14 protein-coding genes are annotated in these 15,329 nt (G+C 56.4%); 7 read left to right on the top strand and 7 right to left on the bottom strand.

Annotated features, from left to right (window positions below; all coding sequences use genetic code 11):
* Positions 1 to 4: 4 nt before the first annotated feature.
* Genes BN873_RS13035 through BN873_RS13025 form a run of 3 tightly spaced genes read right to left on the bottom strand, consistent with a single transcriptional unit; the run spans position 5 to position 3,486 of the window.
* Positions 5 to 787: an ABC transporter ATP-binding protein gene (locus tag BN873_RS13035; protein ID WP_048674359.1), complete on the bottom strand. Its 783-nt coding sequence runs from the start codon at positions 785 to 787 to the stop codon at positions 5 to 7.
* A 3-nt stretch (positions 788 to 790) separates the two neighbouring features.
* Positions 791 to 2,764, bottom strand: coding sequence for an AMP-dependent synthetase/ligase (locus BN873_RS13030; protein ID WP_102047043.1), 1,974 nt, complete (start codon positions 2,762 to 2,764; stop codon positions 791 to 793).
* Positions 2,765 to 2,805: 41 nt separating this feature from the next.
* Complete coding sequence (locus BN873_RS13025; RefSeq protein ID WP_071244216.1) at positions 2,806 to 3,486, bottom strand: TetR/AcrR family transcriptional regulator; 681 nt, start codon at positions 3,484 to 3,486, stop codon at positions 2,806 to 2,808.
* 110 nt (positions 3,487 to 3,596) lie between these two features.
* On the opposite strand from BN873_RS13025, the gene BN873_RS13020 reads away from it, so the two are divergent.
* From BN873_RS13020 to BN873_RS13005, 4 genes are read left to right on the top strand one after another with little or no spacing between them, the layout of a single operon-like run.
* Entirely contained in the window at positions 3,597 to 4,769 is a 1,173-nt protein-coding gene (locus tag BN873_RS13020) for an isovaleryl-CoA dehydrogenase (protein WP_048674356.1), read from the top strand.
* Positions 4,769 to 6,376, top strand: coding sequence for a carboxyl transferase domain-containing protein (locus BN873_RS13015; RefSeq protein ID WP_048674354.1), 1,608 nt, complete (start codon positions 4,769 to 4,771; stop codon positions 6,374 to 6,376). Before BN873_RS13020 ends, BN873_RS13015 begins: the two co-directional genes overlap by 1 nt.
* A gap of 6 nt (positions 6,377 to 6,382) precedes the next feature.
* Positions 6,383 to 7,186 carry an enoyl-CoA hydratase/isomerase family protein gene (locus tag BN873_RS13010; RefSeq protein WP_048674352.1) on the top strand — a complete coding sequence of 268 codons (804 nt, stop codon included), beginning with the start codon at positions 6,383 to 6,385 and terminating at the stop codon, positions 7,184 to 7,186.
* Between the two features lie 15 nt (positions 7,187 to 7,201).
* Entirely contained in the window at positions 7,202 to 9,205 is a 2,004-nt protein-coding gene (locus BN873_RS13005) for an acetyl/propionyl/methylcrotonyl-CoA carboxylase subunit alpha (protein WP_048674350.1), read from the top strand.
* An 11-nt stretch (positions 9,206 to 9,216) separates the two neighbouring features.
* Here the strand turns inward: BN873_RS13005 and BN873_RS13000 are convergent, their stop codons facing one another.
* The gene (locus BN873_RS13000) at positions 9,217 to 9,876 is read right to left on the bottom strand and encodes a hypothetical protein (protein WP_139031724.1); all 660 of its coding nucleotides are present in this window, start codon (positions 9,874 to 9,876) and stop codon (positions 9,217 to 9,219) included.
* 669 nt (positions 9,877 to 10,545) lie between these two features.
* The gene (locus BN873_RS12995) at positions 10,546 to 11,274 is read right to left on the bottom strand and encodes a hypothetical protein (protein ID WP_048674346.1); all 729 of its coding nucleotides are present in this window, start codon (positions 11,272 to 11,274) and stop codon (positions 10,546 to 10,548) included.
* Between the two features lie 488 nt (positions 11,275 to 11,762).
* On the opposite strand from BN873_RS12995, the gene BN873_RS12990 reads away from it, so the two are divergent.
* The 3 genes from BN873_RS12990 to BN873_RS12980 are packed head-to-tail and all read left to right on the top strand — an operon-like array spanning position 11,763 to position 13,871.
* A complete protein-coding gene (locus tag BN873_RS12990; protein WP_048674344.1) occupies positions 11,763 to 12,365 on the top strand; it encodes a LemA family protein in 603 nt (200 codons plus the stop codon).
* A 3-nt stretch (positions 12,366 to 12,368) separates the two neighbouring features.
* Positions 12,369 to 13,337, top strand: a complete 969-nt coding sequence (locus BN873_RS12985; protein WP_082161282.1) for a TPM domain-containing protein — start codon at positions 12,369 to 12,371, stop codon at positions 13,335 to 13,337.
* 3 nt (positions 13,338 to 13,340) lie between these two features.
* Positions 13,341 to 13,871, top strand: coding sequence for a TPM domain-containing protein (locus BN873_RS12980; RefSeq protein WP_048674342.1), 531 nt, complete (start codon positions 13,341 to 13,343; stop codon positions 13,869 to 13,871).
* A gap of 71 nt (positions 13,872 to 13,942) precedes the next feature.
* Here BN873_RS12980 and BN873_RS12975 read toward each other — a convergent pair whose 3' ends face one another.
* Both BN873_RS12975 and BN873_RS12970 read right to left on the bottom strand, forming a co-directional pair.
* A complete protein-coding gene (locus tag BN873_RS12975) occupies positions 13,943 to 14,416 on the bottom strand; it encodes an OsmC family protein (RefSeq protein WP_048674340.1) in 474 nt (157 codons plus the stop codon).
* A gap of 94 nt (positions 14,417 to 14,510) precedes the next feature.
* Positions 14,511 to 15,038 carry a hypothetical protein gene (locus tag BN873_RS12970; RefSeq protein WP_048674339.1) on the bottom strand — a complete coding sequence of 176 codons (528 nt, stop codon included), beginning with the start codon at positions 15,036 to 15,038 and terminating at the stop codon, positions 14,511 to 14,513.
* Positions 15,039 to 15,329: the final 291 nt, after the last annotated feature.

Genomic DNA, 15,329 nt, shown 5'->3' with positions numbered 1-15,329 from the left:
CCTTCTAATGCCCTGCGCCCAGATAGGCTTTAATGACTTCGGGATTATTCTTCACATCCTCCGGTACGCCATCGCCGATTTTCTTACCGTAATCCAGCACCACCACCCGGTCGGAAATATCCATCACCACCCCCATATCGTGCTCGATCAGCACGATGGTGGTGCCCATCTGGTCGTTGACATCAAGGATAAAACGGCACATGTCCTGCTTTTCCTCGACATTCATCCCGGCCATCGGCTCATCCAGCAACAGCATGGACGGCTGCGCCGCCAACGCCCGCCCCAGTTCGACCCGCTTCTGTAAGCCATAGGGCAAGCGGCTGACCGGGGTTTTGCGGATGTGCTGGATTTCCAGAAAATCAATGACTTCCTCCACCTTCTTGCGGTGCTCCAGTTCCTCCTTTTTCGCCCGCCCCAACCATAAGGCGTGCTCGAAAAAGTGACTTTTCATCAAGGTCAGGCGGCCGGTCATCAGGTTATCCAGCACGCTCATGCCCTTGAACAGCGCGATATTCTGGAAGGTGCGGGCGATGCCCTGAGTTGCGGCCTGATGCGGCTCCATCTTCTTGCGCTCCTCGCCACGAAAGATAATGGTGCCTTCCTGCGGGTGATAAACGCCGTTGATCACATTCAGCATCGAGCTTTTGCCCGCACCGTTCGGGCCGATGATGGCGCGGATTTCGTGCTCGCGGACATCGAAAGAAATATCGGTCAGCGCCTTGACGCCGCCAAAGCGCAGGGAAATGTTTTGCAGGTCGAGGATGACATCGCCGATGGTTCTACTCATCGCTCAGGCCGCCTTCTGCACGGTCGGAAAGGTTTTAGCGTCGATGATTTTCAAATCGGCGGACACCTGGCCACGCCGGCCATCCTCGAACTTCACCTCGGTGGTGATGAACTGGTTGGCCTTGCCGCTGTAGAGCGCATCGATCAGCACCGCGTACTTCTTGGCGACGAAATTGCGGCGCACTTTGCGGGTGCGGGTCAGTTCGTCGTCATCGGGGTCGAGTTCTTTATGCAGCACCAGAAAGCGCTGAATCTGCGAATCCGCCACCATCGCCTCCTCAGTCAGGGCCGCGTTGACCTGTTCCACACACTCGCGGATTAGCTCACAGACCTCCGGCTTACCTGCCAGATCGGTATAGCCGGAATAGGCGATATTGCGTCGCTCCGCCCAGTTGCCAACCGCGCCCATGTCGATATTGATAAAAGCGCACACCATCTCCTGGTCGTGGCCGAAGCACACCGCTTCCTTGATGTGCTGGAAAAATTTGAGCTTATTTTCGATGTAGTTCGGCGCGAACATCGCGCCGTTGGCCAGCTTGCCCACGTCTTTGGCGCGATCAACAATCTTCAGATGGCCATCAGCATCCAGAAACCCGGCGTCGCCGGTCAAAAAATAACCCTCGGCATTGAGGGATTCGGCGGTGGCGTCGGGGCGCTTGTAGTATTCCTTCAGCAGCATCGGCCCCTTGACCAGCACCTCGCCGTTGTCAGCAATTTTGATCTCGACACCGGGCGCAGGCAGGCCAACCGAATCGAATTTAATCGCCCGATCCGGTTGCAGACAGACGTAAGCACAGGTCTCGGTCTGGCCGTAGAACTGCTTGAGATTGATACCGATGGAGCGGTAGAAGCGGAACAGATCGGGGCCAATCGCCGCCCCGGCGGTGTAGGCCACCCGAATCCGGCTCATGCCCAGCACATTGCGCAGCGGCCCATAGACCAGCAGATTACCCAGCCCATACAACAACCGATCACTCAGCGCCACCGATTTGCCATCCAGCAAATCCGCGCCACAGCGTTTGGCGACGCCGAGAAAATAATGGAACATCCGGCGCTTGATGGTCCCGGCGTCTTCCATGCGGATCATGATCGAGGTCAGCAGGCTCTCGAACACCCGGGGCGGCGCGAAATAATAGGTCGGGCCAATTTCCCGCAAATCCGTGGTCACCGTATCGCTGGATTCCGGGCAGTTGATGGTAAAGCCCACCACCAGCGCTTGGGCGAAGGAAAACAGATGATCACCGACCCAGGCCATCGGCAGATAAGACAGAATGTTGCCGTCCGGGGTGAGCCGGTCGGTTTGCATACTGCCGCGCGCGGCGGCGATGAACGCGCCGTGGCTCTGGCAGACGCCTTTCGGCTGACCGGTGGTGCCGGAGGTGTACAGCATCACCGACACGTCATCGGCCTGGCCCTGCGCTACTTCGGCATCGAGAAAATCGGGATGATTCCGGTCGTGAATCCGCCCCATCTCCATCAGCGCGTGAATATCGTGCAGAAACGGCTGGTTGTAATGGCGCATCCCGCGCGGGTCGTCGTAAACGATATGCTGGAGTTGCGGAATCTGCTCGTGAATTTCCAGCAGCTTATCGACCTGCTCCTGATCCTCGACCGCGACGAAGCGAATCCCGGCATCCTGAAACACGAACAGCATTTCCGCCGCCACCGCATCCTGATACAGCGGCACCGGCACCCCACCCAGGCATTGCGCCGCACTCATCATCATATACAGGTGCGGACGGTTATCGCCGATGATCGCCAGATGCTCACCGCGCTGAAAACCCAGTGACGCCAGCCCGCAGGCCAGGGCGCGCACTCGTTCGGCCACTTCGGCCCAGGTCCAGGTCTGCCAAATGCCCAGATCCTTCTCACGGATCGCCGGCGCAGCCCCTCGCACCCTGGCATGATGAAACAGCAGGCGCGGAAAGGTCGGCGACCCGTCCAATGGCCCTCCGGCGGTAGTCTCTCGCGACATCATTCTTCTCCAACCGATCCCCGGCGCCCAGTAGCCGGAATCGGTCACTTGGTGGTTTGTCGTTTTCTAGTTGTTCTTATCGTCTGGGACAGCTTCTCATGACCGTCTTCACCCTCGGTGACTCCACCGACTGCCCGCAGGCAGAACGTGCGAACGGATTCAACCAACCGCTCCTTGTCGCGGGTGTTTCGGGTCGTCGGGCCGATGGGGCCAACGAGCGCCTCGGTAAAGGCTCCCACGATACAGGCCGCGCTGGCATCCACATCCTGAGCCGGCAACTCTCCTTTCTCGACCCCATCAATGAGAATGGCCTTGAACACATCGCCAAACTCCTTTCGGTATCGGATGCGCGCCGTCTCCACCTCCGGATCGACCGGCTCGATGATAAAGGCATAAGCCAAATTAGGGCCGTGTAACGCGCGTCGCACAAAGCAAGTCACCGCAGCACTCAATCGCATCCCGGCCGGTTCGGGACCGTCGGCGATGGCGGTCAGAATTTCGATTTCCGCTCCCACCGCAGCGCCCAACACCTCGACGAACAATTCCGCCTTGGACGGAAAATAACGATAGATCATCCCGGTAGAGATGCCAGCGACCGCCGCTACAGCGGCAATCTGGGCCTCCCGGAAGCCCCCTTCGGCCACCAGCTTGCGCGTCGCCGTCAGGATTCGGTCCCGGTTATTGGCCAGCCTTTCCTCCATCAATAGAGAGCGTCGGTAAGCCATGAAATGATTATAACCTCAATTTTTGAATTTGTGTTCACTTTTCTACAAAAAAGCGTTATCTTTAAATTCAACGATTGATTTAATGCCATAAAAGCCCAGCAGGAGACGATATGTCCTTCCATAGCCTGACCTTTGATTGGGGCGAAACCATCGAAATGCTGCGTGATACGGTGCGCGCTTTCGCCAGTAAGGAAATTGCTCCCAGGGCCGCCGAAATCGACCGTAACAACGAGTTTCCCGCCGATCTGTGGCTTAAACTCGGTGATCTGGGAGTCCTCGGCATGACCGCCAGCGAAGACTACGGCGGCGTCAATATGGGCTATCTGGCGCATATCCTCGTCATGGAAGAGATCTCGCGTGCCTCCGGTTCGGTCGGTTTGTCCTATGGCGCACATTCCAACCTCTGCGTGAATCAGATTCATCGCAACGGGACGGCTGCTCAGAAAGACAACTACCTGCCCAAGCTGATTGCCGGCGAGCATGTAGGTGCGCTGGCCATGTCCGAGCCTAACGCCGGTTCCGATGTCGTCAGCATGAAATTACGCGCCGACAAACGCGGGGATCGCTACGTCCTTAATGGTAGCAAGATGTGGATCACCAATGGGGCCGAAGCCAATACCCTGGTCATCTACGCCAAGACCGACATCAACGCCGGTCCCAAGGGCATCACCGCCTTCATTGTCGAAAAAAGCTTCAAGGGTTTCAGCCAAGGCTCGCATCTGGACAAGCTGGGGATGCGCGGTTCCAACACCGTTCCGCTGTTTTTCGATGACTGCGAAGTACCGGAAGAGAATGTGTTGGGTGGAGTCGGCAACGGCGTCAAGGTGCTGATGTCCGGCTTGGACTATGAGCGCACCGTGCTGGCGGGTGGGCCGCTGGGCATCATGGCCGCCTGCATGGACGTGGTTGTCCCCTATCTGCACGACCGCAAACAATTCGATACCCCCATCGGCGAATTCCAGCTCATGCAGGGCAAGCTGGCCGACCTGTACACCACCTGGCAGGCGTGCCGCGCTTACGTCTACGCAGTCGCGCAGTCCTGTGATCGCGCCGATCATGCCCGCGTGCTGCGTAAGGATGCCGCCGGAGCAATTCTCTACGCATCCGAAAAAGCCACCTGGATGGCGGGTGAGGCTATTCAGGTATTGGGCGGCAACGGCTATATCAATGAATACCCCACTGGCCGATTGTGGCGTGACGCCAAACTCTACGAAATCGGCGCCGGCACCTCGGAAATCCGCCGAATGCTGATCGGTCGAGAGCTGTTCGCTGAGAGTGCCTGATGAGCGCCATCAAAAGCCGGATTGATCCCCGCTCGGCGGAGTTTCAGGCCAACGCCGAGGCGATGCGGGTGCTGGTCGCTGATCTGCGCGCTAAAACCGCCCAGGTCGCATTGGGCGGCAGTGAAAGCGCTCGTAAGAAACATTTAGACCGGGGCAAATTGCTGCCGCGCGAGCGGGTCAATCATCTGCTTGATCCCGGTACTCCGTTTTTGGAAATCGGCCCGTTGGCCGCCTATGGCCTGTACGACAACGACGCGCCGGCGGCTGGCATCATCACCGGCGTCGGGCGGGTTCAGGGTGGCGAATGCATGATCGTCGCCAACGATGCCACCGTCAAAGGCGGCACCTACTACCCGATGACGGTAAAAAAGCATCTGCGCGCTCAGGAAATCGCCGAGCAGAATCATCTGCCGTGCATTTATCTGGTCGATTCCGGCGGCGCGTTTTTGCCCCGGCAGGATGAAGTCTTTCCCGACCGTGACCATTTCGGGCGGATTTTCTATAACCAGGCCAACCTGTCGGCCAAGGGGATCGCCCAGATTGCCGTGGTAATGGGGTCCTGCACCGCGGGCGGCGCTTACGTGCCCGCCATGTCCGATGAAACCGTCATCGTCAAAAATCAGGGCACCATTTTTCTCGGTGGCCCGCCGCTGGTTAAAGCCGCCACCGGAGAAATCGTCAGCGTCGAAGATTTAGGGGGCGGCGATGTGCATACCCGCATTTCCGGGGTCGCCGATTATCTGGCGGAAAACGACGCCCACGCGCTCTATATCGCCCGACGCATCATGGCGAACCTCAATCGCATCAAACCGGTTGAGCTGGCGCTCGGTCGTGGCGAAGAGCCACTCTACGACCCGGAAGAAATCTACGGCATCCTGCCGACCGATACCCGCAGACCCTATGACGTGCGGGAAATCATTGCCCGCATCGTCGATGGCTCGCGCTTCGACGAATTCAAGAGCCGCTACGGCAGCACGCTGGTGACGGGCTTCGCGCAACTGTACGGTTATCCGGTCGGTTTGATCGCTAACAACGGCATTCTGTTTTCGGAATCCGCTCAGAAAGGCGCCCATTTCATCGAACTGTGCGGCCAACGCGGTATTCCGTTGTTATTTCTGCAAAACATTACCGGCTTCATGGTCGGGCGCAAATATGAAAACGGCGGTATCGCCAAGGACGGCGCCAAGATGGTCACCGCCGTTTCCACGGTCCAGGTGCCCAAGATCACGCTGTTGATCGGCGGCAGTTTCGGCGCCGGTAATTACGGCATGTGCGGCCGGGCCTACTCACCGCGCTTTTTATGGATGTGGCCTAACAGCCGGATTTCGGTGATGGGCGGCGAGCAAGCCGCCAGTGTACTGGCTACCGTGCGCCGCGACGGCATCGAAGCCAGCGGCAAAACCTGGAGCAGTGACGACGAGGACGCCTTCAAGGCCCCGATCCGCGCCCAGTATGAAGAACAGGGCCATCCGTACTATGCAACCGCCCGCCTTTGGGACGACGGCGTGGTCGATCCCGCTCAGAGCCGGCGGATTTTAGGGCTATCCCTATCGGCCGCGCTCAACGCTCCTATCGCGCCGACCCGCTTTGGCCTGTTCAGGATGTAATTTGCGCTGATGTACACGACTCTCGAAGTGTTACGCGACGGCCCTATCGCCACGGTGTGGCTCAACCGCCCTGAAGTGCATAACGCCTTCAACGCCATGCTGATCGCCGAACTGACTGCCGTTTGCCGCTTGTTGGATGCGGATGACACGGCGCGCGTGGTGGTTTTGGCCGGCCGAGGCAAAAGTTTCTGTGCCGGGGCCGATCTGAACTGGATGAAAGCGGCCGGAGAAGCCTCCCTTGCAGACAATACGGCGGACGCTCGCCGACTCGCCTCCATGCTGCAAGCCCTGGCGGAGTTGCGCAAGCCGACCATTGCGCGGGTACACGGCCCGGCATTCGGCGGGGGATTGGGGTTAGCGGCCGCGTGCGATCTGTGCGTTGCCGCCACGGCGGCGGTCTTTGCCGCATCCGAAGTCCGCCTGGGATTAATTGCTGCCACTATTAGCCCTTACGTGCTCCGCGCCATCGGCGAGCGGCAAGCCTATCGCTATCTGTTGACGGCAGAGCGCATCACCGCTGCGCACGCGCACGACATTGGCCTGGCCCATGAAGTGGTCGCCACAGAGCAGTTGGACGCTAAAATCGCTGAGCTGATCTATGCGCTGTTGCAAGGCGGCCCCAAGGCTCTGGCAGCTTCCAAAGCCCTGATTCGCACCGTCGCCAATCAATCCATCAATGAAGGGCTGATGGATGAAACCGCTCGACGGATCGCCGAGTTGCGCGCCACGCCGGAGGGGCAGGAAGGTCTGGCCGCGTTCCTGGAAAAACGGCCACCGGCCTGGATCGCGGGTGCCACCGGTCAACCCTGACACGGGATGGGTCTCATGTTTCATAAAATTCTGATCGCCAATCGCGGCGAAATCGCCTGTCGCGTCATCAAGACTGCTCGGCGCCTCGGTATCGCCACGGTAGCGGTCTATTCCGCAGCAGACGCCGCCGCGCGCCATGTGCGCTTGGCCGATGAAGCGGTGTTAATCGGGCCAGCGCCGCCACGCGATAGCTATCTCTCCATCGATAAAATCCTCGCCGCTGCCCGCCAGACCGGGGCGCAAGCCATTCATCCGGGTAGCGGTTTTCTGTCTGAAAACGCTGATTTTGCCGATGCGTGTGTTGCGGCTGGGCTGGTCTTCATCGGCCCGCCCGCTCAGGCCATCCGAACGATGGGTTCCAAAATCGCCGCCAAGGCGCTGATGGCCCGGGCCGGGATTCCGCTAACCCCAGGCTATCACGGCGATAACCAAGAAGCGGCGTTCCTGCAACAACAAGCCGACCGGATCGGCTATCCGGTGCTGATCAAGGCTAGCGCCGGCGGCGGTGGCAAGGGAATGCGTGTGGTAGAGCGTACCGATGACTTTATCGCAGCGCTCACAGCGTGCCGGCGCGAGGCCCGTTCGGCATTCGGCGACGAGCGCGTCTTACTGGAAAAGTACCTTGGCCAGCCGCGCCATATTGAAATCCAGATTTTTGGCGATCATCACGGCAACACCGTCTATCTGTTCGAGCGGGATTGTTCCGTCCAACGCCGCCATCAGAAAGTGTTGGAAGAAGCGCCGGCGCCCGGTATGACCCCTGACCGGCGCGCGGCCATGGGCAACGCGGCCCTGGCGGCGGCGCGGGCCGTCGATTATGTGGGCGCCGGGACGGTCGAATTTATCGTCAACCCCGATGGCGTGTTCTACTTCATGGAGATGAACACCCGCTTACAGGTTGAGCACCCGATCACCGAAATGATTACCGGCCTGGATCTGGTCGAGTGGCAACTGCGAGTAGCGGCCGGTGAATCCCTACCCCTATCGCAAAAACAGCTTCAGATTCATGGTCACGCGCTGGAAGCGCGGGTTTATGCCGAAGATCCGGCCAAGGGTTTCTTGCCCTCGACCGGAACATTGATGCACCTCACACCGCCGGAAGAAAATCTTTATGTACGGGTAGACACCGGCGTCGAGGAAGGCGACGAGATCAGCCCCTTCTACGATCCGATGATCGCTAAGCTGATCGTTTGGGATACCAATCGTGAACAGGCCCTAGCCCGGATGCTGCGGGCGCTGGCTCAGTACCGCGTCGTTGGCGTCGCCAATAATATTGATTTCCTCTCCCGCCTAGTGGCCTCGCCGGCCTTTACTCACGCCGATTTGGATACCGGTTTGATTGAGCGTGAGCGGGAATTTCTGTTCGCGCCGCACAGCGCGATTCCCCGTGATGTATTCCTGGTCGCGGCCTTGGCCACTCTGCTGCGCGAGGAAGCGCGGGCCGGTGCGGAAGCGGCGACGCATAACGACCCACTTTCGCCCTGGCATGCCCGTGATGGTTGGCGGCTCAACTCCCGTGCCGAGCGCCGCCTGTTGTTTCGGGTAGGTGAACTGGAAAAATCGGTTCGCGTCCGTTATGCAGAAGGTGGTTACGCCCTGGAGTTCGACGGTCAGGAAACCCGTGTGCGCGGAGAACTGGGGCCGGACGATACGTTGCGGGTTGATCTGAACGGCTTGCAGTTGAACGCCACGGTCGTGGTCGCCGGGGAACGGCGTTACGTGTTTGTCCAGGGGCGCACCTGGCATCTGGCCCGGATCGATCCGTTGTACCACGGCGGCGAGGGCAGCGGCCCGGAAGGCGGCTTGCTCGCCCCAATGCCCGGCAATGTCATCGCGCTACTGGTCCAGCAAGGCGCGGCGGTCAAAAAAGGTACGCCGCTGCTGATCCTGGAAGCGATGAAGATGGAGCACACCATCACCGCCCCTACCGATGGCACGATCAAGGCGTTCCGTTTCGCGGTCGGTGATCAGGTTAGCGATGGCGCCGAGTTGGTCGAATTCGAAGCGGAAAAAACCTAAACATGTATAGCTCAAGGATAGGGGCTTGCTCTTGACAGATCAACTTTGTACTGCGGGTGACTCTTTGCCAGCGCGTTGGCCATGAGTTGGATATTTTGTGGACTCGGCCTCAGCGCATTGCTGAGCGGTGTTCCGACGGCCAAGCCGCCACCACCTAGAGTATGAATGTCTCTTACGACGCCCCCGGAAATGTAGGCATCAAGCTTATTGTGCATCAGCTCGTGGAAAGCCGCGTTGGCGACTAATCGACCGAATTGCGCATCGCCCTCATTTACCTTCAGATAAACTTCTGAGATGACGCCATTGGACGTTGGGAAGGTGGCTCCTGCCTGACCCAATGCCTGATTGGTTTGGCCCGCCACGATGCTGTCTTTACTGGATTGCAGGAAGTAGATCAGGAGTTCATGGTCTTGAATAAGATTGGCCTGCGGCACCCAGGAAAAATCAGCTTTGTCGAAGCCCGAGGTCTTCAAACAAATCTGGTTAAAATAGGAGACTAGCACTGTGCCAACCTCGTACATGGTGCCTTCACCCCAATAGTATTGGGTTCCCGGAGCAAGATTTTTCAGCCAAAGACGGAAAGTCTGCTTTTTCTGAGTCATTAAAGTTTTCTCGCTTTCGCGTGTCTGATACCAAAGATTTTGCAAATAGCCTAAACCCAGAACAAGCATAGGCTAGCTTCGAAACTCAATACTTTAACACCACCCGATTACCCACATCTTTTTTGTCTTTATATTCAATATGTTACGCGGAATTTAGTATTGCTTTGAGTTTATATTTTATAAATCAACATATTACCGGCCATCATCGGATTGATGTTGAAGCGATTCCATGTGCCCCAGAGCAGATCAAGACATTGAAAACCAGTAAACCCTTTAGGAACGCCAGCACGAGCGTGGATTCTTAGCGGCTGACAACCATATCAAATCATCATAACCGATTGATTGTAAAATATAAAAAGATGTGGGTAATCGGGTGACTTTAACACCCTTTGGGATTAAGAGCCTATCCGACAATTCTTATTCAGATGTAAGTGATTAAGAGCAGCCCTCTTCATTAAGAGGTGGATACAATTTCTTCAGTAGAATTCGGATAGAAGAAACCCAAATCATGGCGACGCTAGAGGCGACTCTTTTTTCATAGACAAGCACCAATCCACGATAACGACTCAACCAAGCCAGCGTCCTTTCCACCACCCAGCGACGGGGTAATACCCACCCGATTCCCCACAACTCAGCCGGAGGGGTTAAAGGCCTGTTGAGCGGCGGCGATACCGAGGACGGTCGATTTACTACCTGATGGATGGATGGTCTATCTATGCCGAAATTTTCTCCCGAATTTTATATCGGCGATTCATAGGAGCCGCCTGGGGTCACACTCCGCCCTGATCTGGCGAAAGCAAGAGTTATTGCAGCAGCTATCGATTTTGCCCACTCCTCCGTCAGAGTACCTGTTCCCAACTGGTTTGCATGAAATATTCTAGCTTTCTCGGCTGGCAAAGCAGCAAGCATACCTCGCAGGGGGCCTTTGATTTTCTCAGTGTTTAAAGTTTGCGAAGTCGTTGTCATAGAGCCGCTATTACCTGCTCCTTTCGTTACTGCAAAACCTAAGCAAACGTCCTTGTTAAGCCCGTGCTTCGTGCAGATCTGATCGTGCCCTGCTGTCTCGCCAGATGCTGCCCTGGCGGCCTGTGTCATATTCGGGTGAAGGAACACCCCATCCGCTGGCCTTGGATTTGACTTAGATGGAGTTCCTCCTTTCAGTGGCTCATGGCTTTTTGTCCCGAATTTTATACCGTCCAACGCCCCTGCCGTCGCGCTATGAGCGTTGGCACGAATCGGGCCAATATCCACGTTCCCTTCCCGTAAAGCGACTAGCGGATGTAGGTATATTTTCCCTGTTGTAAAATCACAGCATCCGGTAAATGCAACACCAGCGGCTGCCTTAACAAACATGGACTTGCTTTCATCCTCTAGAGTTAATGCTGTGGTTAGTAGCGGGTCAGTGACCCACTTTGTCATAAACCCGCGAGTTTCATCAATATTTATGATTACATTACAAATTGGCATAACTTATTTTCCTTGCATTTTGAAAAAAGTTATCAAAAGCATACAACCAAATCTTTGAGCGTTGTCCGGTTTCATTGCCATCCGTACGAGTTATCGATGAAACGAGTGCCGCTTTCCATCAGCAGCTTTTAAAACACATGGGTGCATCAGCGAAAGAAGCAAATGTAATGCCAGGTATTTTCTCGAAAATCGCCAAGATTTATTAGGAGTTTTCTCTTTGTTTATCCAATGGTTTATTTCGTTATCATCCTAACGACATGCTCCTGGCAGGCCAAGTTGGCCCGTTGTAAAGCAACCCAATGAAGGCCAAAATGAACTTTCCTCACAACGTGTGGTATTAGCTGCAATGCCCGCCGAGTTCGCTTACCCTATGCAGGGACAAGACTGGATGACTTGCGGCTGAGTATCAGCATTCGATGGTGGCTTGATTGCTCACAAGATATCACTCTCCCTCACTCCTTACCTTGAAGCAACGTAGAGGAAATTTCATGGCTCGCAATCTTTTACGGATCACGGCGGCGTTGGCATTGGTAGCGGCGCTCACCGGCTGCGGCTATAACGACTTTCAGCGCTTGGACGAAACCACGAAATCAGCCTGGGGCGAAGTGCTCAATCAATATCAACGCCGCGCCGATTTAATCCCCAACATCGTTGAAAGCGTCAAAGGCGAGGCCAAGTTCGAACAGGAAACCTTGACCCGTGTCATTGAGGCCCGCGCCAAGGCCACCTCGATCCAGGTCACTCCGGAAACCCTCAATAACCCGGAAGCGTTCAACAAATTCCAGCAGGCTCAGGGTGAACTGTCGTCGGCATTGTCGCGGCTGATGGTGGTCGCCGAACAATATCCTAACTTGCAGGCCAATCAGGCGTTTCGCGATTTGCGGGTCTCGCTGGAAGGGACCGAAAATCGTATTGCAGTCGCCCGTGGTCGTTACATCGAAACGGTCCAGGCCTATAACGTCCTCGCCCGTCAGTTTCCGACTAATCTCACCGGCATGTTGTTCGGCTATAAACCCAAACCTAGCCTGACTGTCGCCAACGAAGCCGCCATTTCCACCGCGCCTAAAGTCGATTTCGGGACCGCCAAATAACCGATGCACCGCCCACCCCGTCAGCGCGATCTTTACTCCGAGCAGCTGCCGTGGCTCGCGTGGTTGCTATGGTTGGCACTGCTCGGCGCCACACCGGGATACGGCCAAGCAGTTCTGCCGGTCCCGGCGCTGACTGCGCGCGTCATTGATCAAACCGCAACCCTAGCGGCGGCTGATCGCCAAACCCTGGAAGCCAAGCTTGCCGCCTTCGAGCAGGAGCGCGGGACGCAAATCGTCGTGCTGATGGTGCCGACCACGCAACCGGAAGACATCGAGAGTTTCGCCAACCGGGTGGCCAATGCCTGGAAGATTGGCCGTCGCAACATAGGCGATGGCGTGTTGGTGATTGTCGCCAAGGATGACCGGCGCATGCGTATCGAAGTCGCCAAGACTTTGGAAGGTCCCATCCCTGACCTTGCAGCGTCGCGCATTATTGACCAACAAATGATGCCCCGCTTCCGCACCGGTGATTTCGCTGGCGGGTTACAGGCGGCTATCGATCAACTCATCGCGTTGGTGAAAGGAGAAAACCTGCCGATTCCCGAACCAGGTGCGCGGCGGGCCGGGTCGGCAGGACAACTACCCGTGGACTGGGCAGGTGCCGGGCTGTTCTTACTGGTCGGCACGCTGATGATCGGCTCACTGATGCGGCGGATGTTCGGCAAAGTGCTGGGGCCAATGTTTGCCGGCGGTATTGCGGGCGGGCTGACCTTTCTCCTGACCGCTAGCCTGGTGTTCGCCGTGCTGGCGGGCCTGGTAGGCTTGGTGGTCAGTTTCCTCTCCGCCGCCGCGCCGGTCGGTCGCCATGGGCCAATCTTCGTCCCCGGTGGCTATGACCCGTTTTCCCGGCGGGGCGGTGGTTGGGGTGGCGGCTTCGGCGGCGGGGGATTTGGTAGCGGTGGTGATGGCGGTGGCTTTGGTTCTGGCGGCGGTGGCAATTTTGGAGGCGGCGGCGCCTCAGGGAGCTGGTAAAGCATGGCCTCCTCGATCACCACCTTGTTGCAGCGCGCACGGCGGTTATTCATCAATCGCTGCGTGGATGCCCGTGATATCCGCGCACAGCTATCGACCGAGGCCCTGGATCGGTTGACGGCGCGCGTGGCTGCCAGCGAGCAGCACCATTCTGGCGAACTGCGCATCTGTATCGAAGCCGGTTTACCCTGGTCTTATATCTGCCGCGACGCGACCCCGCGCGACCGAGCGCTGACCCTGTTCGGCAAGCTACGGGTCTGGGATACCAAGCATAACAACGGCGTCCTGATTTATCTGCTGTTGGCTGAACGCGCCATCGAATTGATCGCGGATCGTGGTATCAACGCCAGCGTAAGCGCCAAACAATGGAGCGATCTCGCCATCACACTCGGTAACACCTTGACCGAACGCCCACTTGAAGACGGTTTGAACGAAGCGGTCGATGCGCTCTCGGATCTATTGGCAGCACACTTCCCAGCGGATGGTGTGCGCAAAATCAATGAGTTGCCGGATCAACCAGTGGTGCTCAGTTGAATCCGATCTTTTGCAAAAGAGGTTAGGCGAGCGGCAAAGGGCAGATTAAGCGCCATCGGCTGCGATGGTGATCAGAATGCAGAGCCTCTCGGCTCACAACGTACTGCTGCCTTTACCGAATTTGCAATGAAGCATTCCTCGTGAGCTTGGTGGTGAAGCGCCAAAAGCGCTGTGGGTGTCGGCTGCTTCTGGCCGGAGAAGGTGACTTCAGGGCGCAGAGTAACCACGGACATCATCAGTTTGCCCAGCTCGTTTTTTGCCATCACCCCTTCGGCAATGTCGTGATAATGATCCACCACGAACCCTTGTTGCGCAGCAAGGAATAAAAACCAGAGCATGTGACAACTGGACAGAGAGGCAACAAAGGCTTCTTCTGGATCAACCGCATCGGCGGCGGAATAAGGCAAAGGGATCACATGGGGAGAAGAAGAACCCGCAATCTCTATTCCGCCGTCGAAGCGGAGTATATGCTTTCGACTGTAGCGGTTGTCGATGAAGGGTTCATCCGAGCGAGACCACAGAATTTCGGCGGTATAATGAGCCATTGCTATATCTCAACGAGGAGGGCATGGAATAGCCCTGCCAATAGTAAATTCTCAACCGCCTCGCAAGAACTCTGAGCCATCCCAGAATCGGCCTCTATCGGTAGGCATCAATCCAAGCAATCTCCACTTGTCGAGACCCCACGAGAGTATAGGCGGGAAGCTCAACCTCTAGCGCCTCTGGCTGCTGGTTGATCGACACAGTGAGTTCACCTGCCGCTGTATCACTGAGATGAAATTGGCCCTGCACATCTGCGAAGTAGAAGGGCATTTTCGCCGCCGTGCTTCCAGAACTTTGAATCTGTAGACGATTTGTTGTTATCACCAAGTTCTCAAGGCTATGAAACCCTCGATTCGGGCCGTACCGAAACTTTAACGTGGCCGTTTCTGGCCACTGCCCAGAAACGAGGAATAATGTGGCCCGACCAATCCCATGAGAATCCGTGACCAAAACAACGAGCTTTTTTCTCTCCGTAAAGGCAACAACAGAATCAGTTGGTCTTAGTAGAGCATGTTTGCGCATTTGAACCTTAAAAACAGCATCTCCCGAAGCATCTTCTATCAAACAAAGTAGCAGGAGCAGGGTAAAAAGGAAATGGCGTGAATTCAAAATGACCTGGTGCATGAGGTAAGCCGTGCTGTGCAATTAATCATCAAACTTATTTTTACTGCAAAAGAGTGCAAAGATCTCAGCATAAAGTTCGTATAAGCTGCCACGATAGAGCCAAATAATACCGCAAATACCATACAGCGAAAGAGAGGCGGGAAAGTTAACTTCTCGCATTAGTTCAAGTGTGACTGGATTTTTGAAATACCAATATAGGAGTTACGCAGTTGAGGGTAATATGTAAAGTGGGTTAGTCAGATAGGTACGGATGGCGGGGCGGATGATGGCGAGTTTTGCTTCAAACCAACT

Origin of the sequence: Candidatus Competibacter denitrificans Run_A_D11 (assembly GCF_001051235.1) — a bacterium.
GTDB lineage: Bacteria > Pseudomonadota > Gammaproteobacteria > Competibacterales > Competibacteraceae > Competibacter_A > Competibacter_A denitrificans.
This window is presented reverse-complemented; position numbering and strand designations above follow the sequence as displayed.